Origin of the sequence: Pseudomonas sp. MWU12-2319, assembly GCF_023242525.1 — a bacterium.
Lineage (GTDB): Bacteria > Pseudomonadota > Gammaproteobacteria > Pseudomonadales > Pseudomonadaceae > Aquipseudomonas > Aquipseudomonas gingeri_D.
Map to the genome: position 1 here is coordinate 92,411 of NZ_JALJES010000011.1, position 14,297 is coordinate 106,707.

At 62.9% G+C, this 14,297-nt stretch carries 11 protein-coding genes; 1 reads left to right on the plus strand and 10 read right to left on the minus strand.

All coding sequences use genetic code 11. The features are described 5' to 3' along the window. Positions 1–70 precede the first annotated feature (70 nt). On the plus strand, positions 71–4,945 hold the full coding sequence (locus M5C01_RS18810; protein WP_152740075.1) for a DUF6543 domain-containing protein: 4,875 nt from the start codon (positions 71–73) through the stop codon (positions 4,943–4,945). A gap of 41 nt (positions 4,946–4,986) precedes the next feature. Here M5C01_RS18810 and M5C01_RS18815 read toward each other — a convergent pair whose 3' ends face one another. The 10 genes from M5C01_RS18815 to M5C01_RS18860 form a co-directional block, all read right to left on the minus strand. Next, positions 4,987–6,258 carry a cyclopropane-fatty-acyl-phospholipid synthase family protein gene (locus M5C01_RS18815; RefSeq protein ID WP_152740074.1) on the minus strand — a complete coding sequence of 424 codons (1,272 nt, stop codon included), beginning with the start codon at positions 6,256–6,258 and terminating at the stop codon, positions 4,987–4,989. After that, positions 6,245–7,045 (minus strand): DUF1365 domain-containing protein, encoded by an 801-nt coding sequence (locus M5C01_RS18820; RefSeq protein ID WP_178129889.1) that lies wholly within the window; start codon positions 7,043–7,045, stop codon positions 6,245–6,247. Before M5C01_RS18820 ends, M5C01_RS18815 begins: the two co-directional genes overlap by 14 nt. Continuing rightward, positions 7,042–8,289, minus strand: a complete 1,248-nt coding sequence (locus M5C01_RS18825; protein WP_152740073.1) for an FAD-dependent oxidoreductase — start codon at positions 8,287–8,289, stop codon at positions 7,042–7,044. Before M5C01_RS18825 ends, M5C01_RS18820 begins: the two co-directional genes overlap by 4 nt. Continuing rightward, the gene (locus tag M5C01_RS18830; RefSeq protein WP_152740072.1) at positions 8,286–9,068 is read right to left on the minus strand and encodes an SDR family NAD(P)-dependent oxidoreductase; all 783 of its coding nucleotides are present in this window, start codon (positions 9,066–9,068) and stop codon (positions 8,286–8,288) included. Before M5C01_RS18830 ends, M5C01_RS18825 begins: the two co-directional genes overlap by 4 nt. Beyond that, positions 9,065–9,487, minus strand: a complete 423-nt coding sequence (locus M5C01_RS18835) for a nuclear transport factor 2 family protein (protein ID WP_152740071.1) — start codon at positions 9,485–9,487, stop codon at positions 9,065–9,067. Before M5C01_RS18835 ends, M5C01_RS18830 begins: the two co-directional genes overlap by 4 nt. Next, positions 9,480–10,925, minus strand: coding sequence for a deoxyribodipyrimidine photo-lyase (gene phrB, locus M5C01_RS18840; RefSeq protein WP_152740127.1), 1,446 nt, complete (start codon positions 10,923–10,925; stop codon positions 9,480–9,482). The genes M5C01_RS18835 and phrB overlap by 8 nt, the downstream gene beginning before the upstream one ends. 29 nt (positions 10,926–10,954) lie before the next feature. After that, positions 10,955–11,878, minus strand: a complete 924-nt coding sequence (locus M5C01_RS18845) for a MerR family transcriptional regulator (RefSeq protein WP_177101149.1) — start codon at positions 11,876–11,878, stop codon at positions 10,955–10,957. A 1-nt stretch (position 11,879) separates the two neighbouring features. Next, entirely contained in the window at positions 11,880–12,845 is a 966-nt protein-coding gene (locus M5C01_RS18850; protein ID WP_152740070.1) for a DUF523 and DUF1722 domain-containing protein, read from the minus strand. 112 nt (positions 12,846–12,957) lie between these two features. Then, positions 12,958–13,173, minus strand: coding sequence for a TIGR02450 family Trp-rich protein (locus M5C01_RS18855; protein ID WP_152740069.1), 216 nt, complete (start codon positions 13,171–13,173; stop codon positions 12,958–12,960). After that, on the minus strand, positions 13,170–14,156 hold the full coding sequence (locus M5C01_RS18860) for an FAD-dependent oxidoreductase (RefSeq protein ID WP_103499268.1): 987 nt from the start codon (positions 14,154–14,156) through the stop codon (positions 13,170–13,172). Before M5C01_RS18860 ends, M5C01_RS18855 begins: the two co-directional genes overlap by 4 nt. Positions 14,157–14,297 lie beyond the last annotated feature (141 nt).

Sequence of the window (14,297 nt, forward strand, 5' to 3'; positions counted from 1 at the left end):
ACCGGTGTTCGGTGCCGGGCATGGCGCTTGAACCCAGACCTGTCGGATCTGCTTGAAGGGAATAGTCTGTATGAATGACACAGTCACACTGCCAGGCCTGTCGCTTGAGCACGAGATCGAGGCGGCCAAGGCGCTTTTTGCCCAGCCGCCGACTTTGCGGGAAGTGGCCTTGTCGGCCATCCAGGGGTATTTTTTCAGCCGCTGGAATCCGCAGCGCAATGCCTCGCATCTGTATGTCGGCAAACTCCAATGGCTTGAGCGCGACGGAAAAAGGTTCTCGGGCGGCTATCAATATCGCGCCGTGATCGACCTGGTGCTCGAGCATTTCATGACCGGCGTGGCGCCGGTCTTTACCGCCGAGCATGTGCTGGAGATCAAGCTCGACAGTTTGCCCGGTGACCGGCTTGTGGTGGATGCGCCGGCCATCCAGGCTGTGCTCGGGTCCTGGGGCGATATCCTGCTGAAACTCTATCAGCAGGCCTTGGTCGACTATTGGAACGCCGAGGATGAGGACGGCTACAGCCGCTTTTATCGGCTTGGCAGGATACTGGGGCGGATCCTGTCCGCCGATCGTGAACAGCATCGTGCCTTTATGTCGATCAATCTGGAACGGCCCGAGGAGCAATTTTCTCTCTATGGCGTACAGGCGGTGAGCAAGGACACCTGGGGCGGCGCTTATCCGGAAGCCTTGCCCGTGCTGGTGGCCCGCCGCAAGGAACGGGGGATCGAGCAGAACCCGCTGGTGCTCAGTCTGGCCAAAGGCCTTTTCAGGGCCAGCACCACGGATCTCGGAGAACTGGTGCCCTTGTTCATGAGTGCCCGGGCCAATGGTCGCAATATCGAGTATCGCGAACATCTGCTCTGGCAGAAGGGCGACCCGGATATGCAGCTGGAGCAAGCGCTCGCCAGCCTTGCCGAAAGCCTGCTGGAAAACCAGCTCCAGGCGATTTCGCTGATCGGGCCCGATAGCGAGTGGACGCTCGAGGACTACCAGCGCCGGCTCGACGCGATCACCCGTCCCGATAACTGGTTTTTCACGCCGGTGCGGGCAGAGCCCCATACGGTGGTCGAGTTGCCCGAAGCGCTGGCGGCGCTCAGTGACGGCTTGCCACATTGGTTGCTGGGGGCGCCGAGCGAAGACCTCGGGGCCTACCGCGCCCTGTTGGAAAAACTCGCCGATGTGCAGCGCGCGTCGGGCGGCAAGGCCTATCTTGATGACGTGGGTGATCTGCCGGGCTTCGCCGCCAAGGCGCTGCTCAAGCAGATGGGCGAGGATCATCCGCAAACCGCCGATATCGCCAACCCCGACGATATTCGCCTGGAACTCGACAAGGTCATCGCGGTGGCCGTTGCCGGGGGCGCGGGTGGGGCGCTGGGGACGGTGGTCAAGGTGCGGATGAGCCTGACGGAGTTTGCCCTGGAGAATCTCGGCGGTTTTCGGCATGCGAAGATGAAGATCGGCATCCGCCACTGTGGCGTGGAAATGCCGGTGCCCGAATGGCTGACCCCGGACTACGTCAAGGGGCTGGTCACTGCCGTGGACATCGGCAAGACCTACCTGGATGCACTGCGGGCCAAGCTTATCGACGACGTCGACGAGGCCCGGCGCCGGGAACAACTGTTCAGCGAGCAACTGCGGGTGCAATTGCCCATGGCGGCACTGGAGCTGAAGATTCGCGGCGAAGCGAACTTCGACGAATCGGGATACCGCTATGTCGAAGCGCTAGTGCAGCCCGACGCAGCAAAGCGCCAGGTGAACGGCCAGGAGATTGTCCTGCGTCCCCTGGCCTTCAAGGCCGAAGCCGATGCGGCCGCGGATGTGGTGGCGTCCATGTTCATTATCGGCCCGAGGGACACTCGCCATGGCCCGTTCATTCTCTATCGGCCCCTGCTCGCCAAGGCCGACCCACAGGCGTCGGTCTTCCAGCAGTTCCAGTCGGCGCCGGGCAAGGCCTTTTGTCCCCACGACAATGACGCCCGCCCCACGCCTCCCGTCGAGCCGCTCCTGCAATACCCGACGTTGGCGGCCCTGTTCGCGGCGCTCAAGCAACCCGGTGCCGTGCAGGACAGCATCCTGGCCTGGTTGAGCGATGAGGCCCGACGCACCTATGCCAATGGCGGCTTTGTCGAGCCCCATCTGCGGCGCTCGTTCGAGGACGACTTTGCCGCGCTGTTGCCGGTGGCCCCGGCTACCCTCGATGACGCGGTGGTCCAGGGCGACTACTTGCATCACCTGTTCGGTTCGATGGCCAGGACCCTGATCGCCCTGGCGGACCGGCAATCGGTGTCCAATGCCGAGTTGCGCTGGAACACCTTGAAGGAGGGCGGCTGGCAACTGTTCAACGTGGCGCTGATGTTTATCCGCGGCCCGGCGGCGGTGGCCAGCTGGATTTTCGCCGTGGTCGCCAGTGTCGATTCCGACTTTCGACGCCTGCAGGAAAAGGACCCCGGGGCCAAGGCCAGTGCCTGGGCCGATGTATTGGTGAATATCGCCTTTATTCTCGGACATCGCTTGACCCGCCAGCAGGCGCACGCCGAGACACCGCAGCAGATCCCGATGGAGGAGGGCCAGCGCTCGCCGATCCGGGCAACGATCAGCGAAGGGCCGGACCGGCCACTGCCGATGAAACTGGACAACCCGGTGGCGCCCGGCACGCTCTCCTCGCGCCCGACGGTCAGTTCGTTCACCTTGAAGATTTACCCGTATCCCTGGCCCGAGCCTGAGACCCTGGGGGAAGTCATCGCCTCCGGCGATTTGCAGGGACTGATCCGATTGAAAGAGTCGAGCCGGCTGGCAGCCTACTTCGGTGGCTGGCTGTTTGCGGTAAAGGTGGATGCCGAGGGCAATGTCCGGGTGGTCGCGCCGGACGCTCGTAGTGAAGGGTTCTATCTGAAAAACGATGGCGCGGGAAGCTGGACGCCGGACTTGAAGCTACGCCTGCGCGGCGGATCGGGGCGTTCGGGAAATGTCGGGAAAAGAAGAGCCGCCCTGCTGGAGGAAAAACGTCGGGAGCAGGAACAGAGGGACCAGGTCAGTTCGCGCTTTATGGACGAGTGGAATGAGGGGGTTCAGGCGCAGGGGACGCGGGCAGAAGCGCTACTACCCGAGGCGCAAGCCTTGAGGACGATGGAAGGCAATCCCGAGCGTTATACCAACCAGCAGTGGTTCGCTCGAATGGACCGCCTCGGCGACCGGGTAAAAGCTTTTCTCGACGGTTACGAGCAACAGATCAACAAGCTGCGGATGAACGAGACGGTATTCCTGCGGGGCTACAAGGGGACACTCTTTGCCTGCTTGCATCGGTTCGTCGTGGGGATGCAGTTTGCCCTGGACTCGATAAGGATCGTCGAACGTCGTTGCCTGCTGATCATTGAGCGCTTGCCCTATCAGGACGCCGCGGGCCGGGTATCGCTGGAAAGGCAGCAGATAGAGCAACGAGAAAACCGTGCCGCAGACCTGTATATCGACTGGGCGGAGCGGGAGAAACAGGCGTTTTCCGAACTGGGCCGTCATCGCAACCGGGATTTGACGGAATACCAGGGCATCCGCGAGGTCAGGGGGCAAGGGAGTGATGTGGCTGGATTGAAAGCCATCAGAACCTGTCGGCTCGGGCTGTATTGCTTCCGGGAGCTGGATCCGCAGCAGCTTGATAGCGATATCTGGATGAAGTTCGAGGATCTGCGCAGTGCCTTGGCCTCCCAGTCCATTCTCGATGAGCGAGCCGCTTCGCCGCTGTCCGCCGAGGCGGACATGGCGGTGCTCAACACCTGCGTGAGTCAATATAACGAAGTGCTGGCCATGGTCGAGTACAAGACCGGCTTCTTGCCGCAAGGTAGTCGTCTGGTCTGGGGCGATCTGTTTGTCCGGCGCCTGGTCGAGTTGCAGCAGGAGGCCGAGCGCAGCCTGGTCGAGCGCATCGAGGCGCAGGCTCCGGAGCAAGACGAACCTGAGGTACCGTCGCGGCAACCCGGCAAGACCCGGAAAGTCATCCGTACCCGCCGCAAGAAAAACTACCTCGGTTATGTTCGGGACACGCGCCAGGATGGCCATGAGGTCGTCGAGTTGATGGATCCCCAGACCGGTCAACCGATCGATTCCTTTGTTGAAGAAGAGGACGGCTACTGGCAGCCGTTGCCCAAGCCGGCGGCGGCCCCCTTGCCCAGGCCCCTGCCGCAGCCGGGCCTCAAGCGCCTGGTGCAGATGGCCGAGAGCCAGATCCGCCAGGCCGGTCGGGAGGTCGAGATGGCCAAGCGGCAGATCCCGGTCGCCAAGGACCCGGTCTATCTGCAGGATGTGCTCGAAGTGCAAGCGCGGGCGCTGGAGGCGCTGGCCGGGCAAATCGACCGGGCGCTGGCCGAGTCGAACGGTTCGGTGAGCCAAAGCGAAATCTCCGCCGCCAAGGTTCAGGCCTCGGAACTGCGTCTCCAGGCCGGGACGCTCAGGCATGAGGGATTGCTGGCGCGAATCGCAGTGACCAAGTCGAGTGCGCCGGACACCGAGCGGCTGCTGTTTCTCAAGGAACACAACGAGGTCGAGATCTTTCGCAACGGGCCGCGCACAAGACTCGGGAAAGATGACTTTCTCCAGGAGTATGTGGTGCGCGACAAGGCGGCCGGCAAGAATATCTGGGTGGCGCATTTCCACTATCCCGAAAAAACCACCCCGGAGGAGTTGTTCGTGATGCGCGGCTCCTTGGGCAAGGACGGCAAGCCACAAGCCCATGGCGCTCATCTGAAGCGCTGGGACGAGCGTTTTCTCGGGGTCAAGGCCCAGGCCCGGGCCGAGCAGGAGCGCTTTGAACGGATCCGCCAGGGCCAACCCGGGCGGGCCCTGGAGGTGTTCCGGATCTGGCGCAGCGAGATCAGCCTGAACATGGCGCGCCAGCTGTTTTTCAATGCCTCGGAACGCGAAGTCGTGGTGCGTGAACAACTGCGCCAGCTTTAGCTGATCCGGACCGGGGCGCGGCCAACCGCCATTCGGGAAACTCAACTATCGAAGCGCCCGAGCAGCGGCTGCGTTCGGGCTGTCGGCCTGGCCAGCAGCAGCTGCGCGGTGCCGATGCTGCGTTCGAGGAAACCGCCTTCGCAGTAGCACAGGTAGAACTCCCACAAACGCAGGAAATAATCGTCGTAGCCCAGTTCGCTCAGGCGCCCGTGGGCACGGCGGAAGTTCTCGTGCCATAGGCGCAGGGTGCGCGCGTAGTGCAGGCCGAAGTCCTCCATGTGCAGCAGGTTCATGTCGGTTTCGCGGCTGACCACCTCGAGCATCTTCTGCACGCTGGGCAGGGCGCCACCGGGGAAGATATAACGCTGGATAAAGTCGACCGTGCTCCTGGCCTGCTCATAACGTTGTTCGCGGATGGTGATGGCCTGCAGCAGCATCAGCCCATCGCTCTTGAGCAGGTGCGCGCATTGCTTGAAGTAGTTATCGAGGAACTGATGGCCGACGGCTTCGATCATTTCGATGGACACCAGCTTGTCGTACTGGCCGCTGAGGTCGCGGTAGTCCTCGAGCAGCAACGTAACCTGGTCTTGCAGGCCCAGGCTGTCGATACGTTGCCGGGTGTAGGCGAACTGTTCCCGGGACAGTGTGGTGGTGGTGACCTTGCAACCATGGTGCTGCGCGGCATAAATCGCCATGCTGCCCCAGCCGGTGCCGATCTCCAGCAAATGGTCACTCGATTGCAGGTCGAGCTTCTGGCAGATGCGCTCCAGCTTGTTCAACTGGGCCTGTTCGAGGCTGTCGTCGGGACTGAGGAACTGCGCGGCGGAATACATCATGGTCGGATCGAGAAACTCTTCGAACAGCTCGTTGCCGAGGTCGTAATGCGCTTCGATATTTTTCCGCGAGCCCTTGCGGGTGTTGCGATTGAGCCAGTGCAGGATCTGGATGAACGGCCGTCCGAGGCGGGCCAGGCCACTCTCCATGGCATCGAGTACGTCCAGGTTGCTGACAAATACCCGCACCACCGCAGTCAGGTCCGGGCTGCTCCAGTAGCCATGGATAAAGGCCTCTCCGGCACCGATGGAACCGTTGCCGGCGACCATGCCCCAGACCGCCGGGTCCTGGATATGGATCTCGCCCAGCAGGCTGGCGCCGGCCTGGCCGAACAGTTGTCGCTCGCCGTCTTCGACCACCAGCAACTGGCCATGGCGCAGCTGGTTCAATTGGCGTAGCACACCTCGGCGCAAGACGGCGCTGGAGAGGCTGTTGGCGCTGAACCGATTGGCCCGGCTCTCCAGGCTAGAACTTTTCATGGCGTTGCTCCTCGGTTTGCGTGGCGGCCAGGCTGAAGGTGCCGTCGGCGGCCTGATGGGAGAAGATCGGTGTGCGTTTGAGAAACAGGCGCAGGGCTTGCCAGTAGATCGCCAGGCAGGTCTTGGCGGTCATCCAGGGGAAGCGCCGCAGGTAGCGGTGCAGACTGGCGCGATCAAGGACTTCGCGGTGCAGGCTGAGGGTCGCGTCGAAGACCTTGAGGTCGCCCTGCCAGTCGGCCATGTGCACGCCGAGTCGTTCGGCGGGCGGGCTGAAGCTCATGCGGTATTCCAGGTCCCGGGGCAGGAACGGCGAGACATGGAAGGCCTTGGCCACACTGACGTGCTGGTGACCGTCGCCCTCGGCGGGCAGCACGTAGTGGTAGTGCTCGCCCCAGGGGGTGTTGGTGACTTCGCAGAGAATCGCCAGCAGCTTGCCGTCGAGGTCATGGCAGTAGAAGAAGCTCACCGGGTTGAACGCCAGGCCCCAGCTGCGGGCCTGGGTCAGCAGGCGGATCGGGCCTTGTGGGGTTTGCCCGAGGGCTTCACCGACTTGCAGGCGAACCGCATCGATCAGGCGCATGCCCTGGCGCGTGAAGCTGCGCAGGTAGTCGGTTTCGCGAAAGGCAAAGGGCGCCAGGCGCTGGCTGCCGGCCAGGGGCGACAGCCCGAGCACCGTATCCTGTTCGTCGAGATCCAGGTACAGCAGGCCGATCCGGTAGCGGAATGCATGGACCCGCGGTGAAAATCGTCGGTGGCTGATCCAGCCGCTGTACAGGGCGCTGTTCACAGTGACTCACCAAAGGCGGCGCAGACCCGCAGGGCGCTGGTCACGCCGTCTTCGTGGAAACCATTGGCCCAATAGGCGCCGCAATAATAAGTATGTTGATCGCCATATAACTCTTCCCACCGATTCTGCGCGGCGACAGCATTCAGGCTGTACTGGGGATGGGCATAGGTGTAGCGGGCGAGGATTTTCAGCGGATTGATCTCTGTGCCCTGGTTGAGGCTGACACAGAAGGTGGTGTCGCTCTCGATGCCCTGCAGGATGTTCATGTTGTAGGTGACGGCGGCCGGGCGCTGGCCTTCGCCGCCCAGGCGATAGTTCCAACTGGCCCAGGCCAGCCGGCGATCCGGCAACAGGCGGGTGTCGGTATGGAGCACCACCTCGTTGTCCGCGTAGGGCAGGGCACCGAGGATCTGCCGTTCGGCCTCGCTGGGGGCGGCGAGCAGGCGCAGCGCCTGGTCACTGTGGCAAGCGAAGATCACCTTGTCGAAGCGCTCGCTGCCGGCGCTGCTGTGGATCGTCACGCCGCGCTCATCGCGCTCGACCCGGCTCACCGGGCAGTCGAGGCGGATGTGCTGGCGAAATCCGCCGATCAGCGGCTCGATGTACTGGCGTGAACCGCCTTCGATCACCTGCCATTGCGGGCGGTTGCTCAGCGACAGCAGTCCGTGGTTCTTGAAGAAACGCACGAACAGTTGCAGCGGGAAACCGAGCATGTCGGCCAGGGACATCGACCAGATCGCCGCGCCCATGGGCACGATGTAGTGCTGGATAAAGCGCTGACCGTAACCACCGTCGCGCAGGTAGTCGCCGAGGGTGGTGTCGCTGGCGATGCGCTGTTGTTCGAGGTCTTCGAGGGCCTGGCGGTTGAAGCGCAGGATATCGCGCAGCATGCCCCAGAACCCTGGCGACAGCAGGTTGCGCCGTTGGGCGAACAGGCTGTTGAGGTTGTTGCCGTTATATTCCAGGTTCGTGGCCGGGTCGCATACCGAGAAACTCATTTCGGTGGCTTTGTAGCCCACGCCCAGGCTGCTCAACAGGCGGATGAAGTTCGGGTAGGTCCAGTCGTTGAACACGATAAAACCGGTGTCCACGGCATGGCGCTGGCCATTGACCGTCACGTCCACTGTATGGGTGTGGCCGCCAATCCGGTCGGCGGCCTCGAACAGGGTGATCTCGTGCTGGCGACTCAGCAGGTGTCCGCAGGTCAGCCCCGAGATACCGCTGCCGACAAGGGCAATTTTCATGACTGACCCTTGTTTTGCGCGGAGGTGCGGGCCATGCGTTTGCCTATAGCCAGTTGCAGCCGTCTGGGCAGGCGCGAGAGGGGCCAGAGCGCGGCCATGAACAGCGCCGGAAAGGCAATTTCCAGGGGCCGTTGCCTGAGCTTTTCACAGATATGCTCGGCGGCTTTCTCGGCTGACCAACTGAGTGGCATGGGGAAGTCGTTTTTCTGGGTCAGCGGTGTGTCGACGAAGCCGGGGCTGACCACGGTGACGGTGATGCCTTCGTGGGCCAGGTCGATGCGCAGGGATTCGAACAGGTAACGCATGCCGGCTTTTGACGCGCCATAGGCTTCGGCCCGGGGCAGCGGCAGGAAGGTGACCGAACTGGCGATGCCCACCAGATGCGGCTGGATGCCGGCGCGCAGCAGCGGCAAGGCGGCTTCGATGCAGTAACTGCTGGCCAGCAGGTTGGTGCGTACCACCCGCTCGATGATCGAAGCATCGAAGGCCTGGGCATCGACATATTCACAGGTGCCGGCATTGAGGATCACCGTGTCCAGGGCTCCCCAGGCCTGGGTGATGCGCTCGCCGATTTCGCGGACCTGCTGACTGTCGGTCAGGTCTCCGGGCACCAGCAGGACCTGGTCGGGATAACGCTTATCCAGGGCTTGCAGCGGTTCGAGGCTGCGGGCGCTGACGGCCAGGTGTACGCCGGCCTTGAGCAGGACTTCGGCGATGGCCGCGCCGATACCGCTGCTGGCGCCCGTCAGCCAGATACGTCGTGGAGGTGTAATGCTCATCCCAATCTCCTTTTCAACCAGGCCGTTGCGTGGCCCAGTAGCGGCACATGGTCATACAACAAGGCCCCGGCATCGAAGTAATCGCGATGCCGATAGACCTTGTCGAACCACAACAGATGCGAACACCCATCGACGTGAACAGGCCTTCCTCTGGCCAGTCTCGGATGACGATAGCTCATGTGCCAGCGCAGATAACCTTCGCCCTCACCGACGTGATCGAGGCCGTGGATGTTGTATTGCAGCTCGCTGATCGAGGCGTACATCCGCGCAAAATAGTGCTGCAGGTCCACGAGGCCCGTGATTTCGTGCAGCGGGTCGGTGAACAGCACCTCGTCGCTGTAGAGTTCGCCGAGGCCTGACAGGTTGTCCTTGTCGAGCAGGACGAATTGCTGGGCGAAATGGTGCAGGAACTCACTCATGGGCACCTCCGGCCTCCAGCCGTTGTGGCAGGTTCCTGAAGGCGGCGAGGGCACGCTCGCGACTGCGGCCCAGGTCGACCATGGGCTGTGGATAACTTGCCAGGCCGAACAGGCCGCCGAGTGCCGCCGGGTTATGCACGGCCTTTTTGTCCAGGCCGGCCAGTTCCGGTAGCCAGTGCTTGATAAACAGGCCTTCGCGGTCGAATTTTTCCGATTGGCTCAGGGGGTTGAAAATCCGGAAGTAGGGCGCCGCGTCGGTGCCGGTGGACGCGCTCCATTGCCAGCCGCCGTTGTTGGCCGCCAGGTCGCCGTCAATCAGGTGGCGCATGAAAAAGCGTTCGCCTTCGCGCCAGTCGATCAGCAGGTTCTTGGTCAGGAACATCGCCACCACCATCCGCAGGCGGTTGTGCATCCAGCCGGTTTCGAGCAGTTGGCGCATGGCCGCGTCGATGATCGGCAGGCCGGTGCGGGCTTCTTGCCAGGCCGCCAGTTCCTCCGGCACCTGACGCCAGGCCAGGGCTTCGGTTTCCACGCGGAAGGCGCGCTGCTTCGAGACCCGTGGATAGCCCACCAGAATGTGTTTGTAGAACTCGCGCCAGAGCAGTTCGTTGATCCAGGTGACGGCGCCGATACTGCCGCTGTCGAACTCGCCCTGGTTGCTTTGCAGCGCCGCGTGCAGGCACTGGCGAGGCGAGATCACACCGGCGGCGAGGTAGGCGGAGAGTTGGCTGGTGCCGGGTTTGGCCGGGAAATCCCGTTCGCTCTGGTAATAGTCGATCTGCTGCTCGGCGAAGGTGCTCAGGCGCCGCCGGGCTTCATCCTCGCCGGCAGGCCAGAGGTCGCGCAGGGCCTGGCTGGGGCGCGCGAACCCGTCGACTTCGCCAGGCACCGGATCGGCCTTGAACACCAACTCTGCCTGGGCTTTGGGTATTGCGACCAGGCGCGGCAAGGCGCCGTGCAGACGGCTGTAGCAGACCTTGCGGAACTGGCTGAAGACCTGGAAGTAGGTGCCGGTGCGGGTCAATACGCTGCCGGGCTTGAAGAACAGTTGATCCAGGTGGCTATGGAAGCTCACACCTTGTGCTTCAAGGGTGTGCGCCACGGCTTGATCACGGCGGCTTTCGTGAACGCCATATTCTTCGTTGACGTGCACGGCAGCGATCTTCAGCGTCTGGCACAGGGTGCCCAGCACCTCGGGCACCTGCTCCCAGGTCTGGGCATGACGAATCAGCAGCGGGATATTCAGCGCGGCCAGGGCCTTGCTCAGTACCTGCAGGTTACGCAGCCAGAAATCCACCTTGCACGGGGCATCGTCGTGCAATTGCCATTGCCCGGGCGTCACCAGGTAAACAGCGACCGTCGGCCCTTGCCCGGCGGCTGCGGCCAGGGCGGTGTTGTCATGCAGGCGCAGATCGGTGCGCAGCCAGAGCAGTTGCATAGTCATTCCTTGATTCGTGGGCGAGGGCGCTAGATCAGGCCGAGCCGGGTCAGGCTCTGGTAAGCGGACAACGGGTCTTCGGCCAGGGTCATCTCAGCGCTCTCCCGGGTACTTACGGATAACTCGGCGAAATGGATGCATACCGTTGGTCCGGCAATCAGGATCGGGCAGTTGATACCCACCAGCAGCCTGGGTAGCGCCGCCAGGTTCATGGCCTTGCTCGAATACAGCAGCACGGCGCGACTCTTCAGGTGCTCGCTGGCCAGGGCCAATTCGTTGGCCGGCAAGGGCCAGTCGAAGACTTCCACCGGGCAGTCGGCGCTGCTCACCAGCCAGGCGGTCAGCCACAGGTGTGGCTCCATGGGCAGGTCCGAATGGTTGACCAGCAAGACCGGTGCGCCCTTGAGTTGCCTATTGTTGTGATAGATCCGCGCGCCCAGCTTGCTGCGCAGCCAGGTGTAGAAGAACGCCCGCTCCATCTGCCCGCCGAACTGGCCTTGCCAGCGTTGCTCGAGTTCCGCCAGCAGGGGCATCAGTAACTGTTCGCACAAGGTGCGCGGCGGGTACAGCGACATGGCCTGGTTGAAACGGTCATCGACCTGGCGTTCGGCCAACTGGCTGATGGCCCGCGCCAGGTCCTGGCGCAAGGCCTGCCAATCGTTGGTGGCAGGCTCGGCGAGGGTCGGGCCGGCATCGAGCAGTTGCTTGATCTGGCTGACCGCGACACCGCGATTGAGCCAGGTGACGATGGCCTGGATACGTTGTACGTGCTCGGCGGAAAACAACCGATGGCCCTTGGGGGTACGGTGCGGCACCACCAGGCCATAGCGGCGTTCCCAGGCCCGCAGGGTCACGGCATTGACGCCGGTCTGCCGGGCCACTTCGCGAATGGGCAACCAGCCCTGTTCCAGTGCACTGGCGTAATCGACGGGCGCTTCAAGGGAGTCGGTCATATCAGATGGCATTTCGCAGGCTGAGGTTTTCCGGATGCGGCTGCAGGTATACCTGGCGGGCGATATAGGGATCGGGGTGCTGGCGGAAATGGTGTTTGAGCAGGGTCAACGGCACCACCAAGGGCACGATGCCCTGGTGGTATTGGCCGATGACCTGCAGCACTTCCTGTTTGTCTTCGGCGCTGATGGATTGCTTCAGGTAGCCGGTGAGGTGTTGCAGGACATTGGTGTGGGTGCGGCGGGTCGCGCATTTTTTCAGGGCGGCCATCAACTGGCTGAAATAGCGTGGCCCGATGGTTTCGGCATCCGTGTTGCCCATGCTGCCCAGCAGTTTGCCGAGCACCTTGTACTGCAATGGGTTGTGAGCCATCAGCAGGTATTTGTAGCCGGCGTGGAACTCGGTCAGGCTGCGTCGCGTGAGGCCGGCCTGGCGCAGGTCCTGCCAGGCCGCGTAGGCGAAGACCCGGGTCAGGAAGTTTTCCCGCAGCACCGCATCGTTCAGCCGGCCGTCCTCTTCCACTGGCAAGTCGGGATGTTGCGCGCAAAACGCCTGGGCGTAGATGCCGCGTCCGTCTTCGGCGGGCCGCCCGCCCTCCTGGTAGACCTTGACCCGCTCCAGTCCGCAGGACGGCGACTTCTGCATGAAGATGTAGCCGCTGATATCCGTGAGTTCGGCGGCCATCTGATTGCCATAGTCGGCCAGTGCCCGGGTCACATCCGTCTCGGCGTGCACGCTGCCCACGGCCCGTGGTTGCTGCGGGTCACCCACCAGGCGAATCGGCTCGCGGGGGATGCCCAGGCCGATGGCCGCTTCCGGGCACAGCGGGATGAAATCGAAATATTCGCTGAGGGTGCGGCTGCACAGTCGCGATTCCTTGTGCCCACCGTTGTAGCGCACCTCAATGCCCATCAAGCAGGCGCTGACAGCGATTTTGGGTTTGCGCGGCAACTCGGTGGTGGCGGGCATGGAGAACCTCGAGAGAAATACTTGTACAGGCAAGCATGCTTGTACAACTAAAGCTCATCATAGGCTCTGTGTTGTACAAGTCAAATTATTTGTACAGGTTTTTCTGGGGCGTTTACTGCCAGCCCATTCGCCAGGTCTCGGCATCTTGCAGATGGGTCCAACTGATGCGCTGGTTGCGTTGGCTCATCACCGCTTGCAGCTCGACTTCGAGCACGGTGCCTTGCTCATCGCAAAACAGTTCGGTGACCAGGAAATGTTTTTCCCGATTCAGAGGGCGGGCTGCCGTCCATTTCGACAGCAGCAGCTTGCGCGGGTTGATGCGGTTCAACCCAGGTGTTCCATCAGTCGCCGGGCGGCTTCCTGGCCGCTGAGCCAGGCGCCTTCGACACGTCCCGACAGGCACCAGTCGCCACACACGTACAGGCCCAGGTCGGCATCGGCCAGCGCCCCCCATTCCCGTGCGCCGGCCGGGCGAGCATAGAGCCAGCGGTGGGCGAGGGTGAAGACCGGGGCCGGCATGCTGGCGTGGAGCAACTCGGCAAAGGCGCCGTGCAACTGCTCGATCACAGCCTCCTTGGACAGGTCCAGATGCTGCTTGCTCCAGGTGCTGGTGGCGTGCAGGACCCAGGTGTCGAGCTGGCTGTCGCGCGCCGGCTTGCTGCGGTTGCGGGCCAGCCAGTCGAGGGGGCTGTCCTGTACGAAGCAGCCTTCCATCGGTGTGTCCAGCGGCGTGTCAAAGGCCAGGGCGATGGCCCAGGTCGGCTCCATCTGCACGCCGGCGGCGGCCCCGGCGAGTTTCGGCGCGGCCGCCAGCAGGGCGGTGGCCTGGGGTGCGGGCGTGGCGATGATGACCTGGCTGAACGGGCCGTGGGTGTAGCCTTCGGCATCCTGCAGGTGCCAATGCTGTTCACCGCGGAACACCTCGGTGATCCGGCAACTGAAATGCGCCTGGAGGCGGCCGAGCAAACCGCGGGTAATGGCGCTCATGCGCGGCGTGCCGACCCAGCGGGTCTGTTCGTCCGGCGACAGGCTCAGTTGGCCGTTCTGGAAGTTGTAGAGCTGCGGATCCCATTCGGCGACCCAGCCTTCACCCTGCCAGCGCTGGACTTCCTTGACGAAGCGGCGATCGCGGGCGGTGAAGTACTGCGCGCCCAGGTCCAGCGCACCGGCATCGCTGCGTTTGCTGGACATGCGCCCGCCGCTGCCGCGACTCTTGTCGAAGATTTCGATGGAATACCCGGCATCGTGCAACGCCCGGGCAGCCGAAAGTCCGGCGATGCCGGCACCGATTATTGCGATAGGTACAGTCATGGGTGGGCCTCGTTACCTGTAAGCACAGACTACGCCGTCAGCAAAACCTGTACAATCTTGTTTTTTGGTATAACTTGCGACCTGCCTGTCGGTTCACACTGTCCTATTGTTAAAACATATTTCGGTCGAGAGAAAAGAGCC

Coding starts and splice junctions, on each gene's coding strand:
- M5C01_RS18810 (WP_152740075.1), top strand. CDS start 71: ATGAATGACACAGTCACACTGCCAGGCCTGTCGCTTGAGCACGAGATC.
- M5C01_RS18815 (WP_152740074.1), bottom strand. CDS start 6,258: ATGAAAAGTTCTAGCCTGGAGAGCCGGGCCAATCGGTTCAGCGCCAAC.
- M5C01_RS18825 (WP_152740073.1), bottom strand. CDS start 8,289: ATGAAAATTGCCCTTGTCGGCAGCGGTATCTCGGGGCTGACCTGCGGA.
- M5C01_RS18830 (WP_152740072.1), bottom strand. CDS start 9,068: ATGAGCATTACACCTCCACGACGTATCTGGCTGACGGGCGCCAGCAGC.
- M5C01_RS18835 (WP_152740071.1), bottom strand. CDS start 9,487: ATGAGTGAGTTCCTGCACCATTTCGCCCAGCAATTCGTCCTGCTCGAC.
- phrB (WP_152740127.1), bottom strand. CDS start 10,925: ATGCAACTGCTCTGGCTGCGCACCGATCTGCGCCTGCATGACAACACC.
- M5C01_RS18845 (WP_177101149.1), bottom strand. CDS start 11,878: ATGACCGACTCCCTTGAAGCGCCCGTCGATTACGCCAGTGCACTGGAA.
- M5C01_RS18850 (WP_152740070.1), bottom strand. CDS start 12,845: ATGCCCGCCACCACCGAGTTGCCGCGCAAACCCAAAATCGCTGTCAGC.
- M5C01_RS18860 (WP_103499268.1), bottom strand. CDS start 14,156: ATGACTGTACCTATCGCAATAATCGGTGCCGGCATCGCCGGACTTTCG.